Raw genomic sequence first — 250 nt, 5'->3', positions numbered from 1 at the left:
CTCGTACAGCCTCACCGGCTCGTACGGTGTGAGCGCCGACCGGAACGCCGCGAGCGTCGACAGCTTCGTGCAGATCTGCACGCGGGCCGAGCTCATCCGGCTCTGCTTCGTCAGCGGCTACTACCTGGACGCTACCGTCCTCCAGAGAGCCGTCGCCCTCTACTTCGCGACGATGGTCAGCTTCGGCCTGGGCTTCCGCAACTTCTGCAAGGGCATCCTGTTCTGCCCGTATCTGATGAAGGTGGTCGCG

General features: G+C 64.4%; 1 pseudogene. It reads left to right on the top strand.

The annotated features are described in order from the left end of the window. Positions 1 to 28: 28 nt before the first annotated feature. Positions 29 to 250: pseudogene (locus A4V12_RS23230) on the top strand (sugar ABC transporter permease); the annotation flags it as partial.

This window comes from Streptomyces noursei (genome assembly GCF_001646665.1).
In the GTDB taxonomy this organism is placed as follows: Bacteria; Actinomycetota; Actinomycetes; order Streptomycetales; family Streptomycetaceae; genus Streptomyces; species Streptomyces lavendulocolor.
The sequence above is the reverse complement of the archived record's forward strand: the minus strand, read 5'-3'. Positions and strand labels throughout refer to the sequence as shown.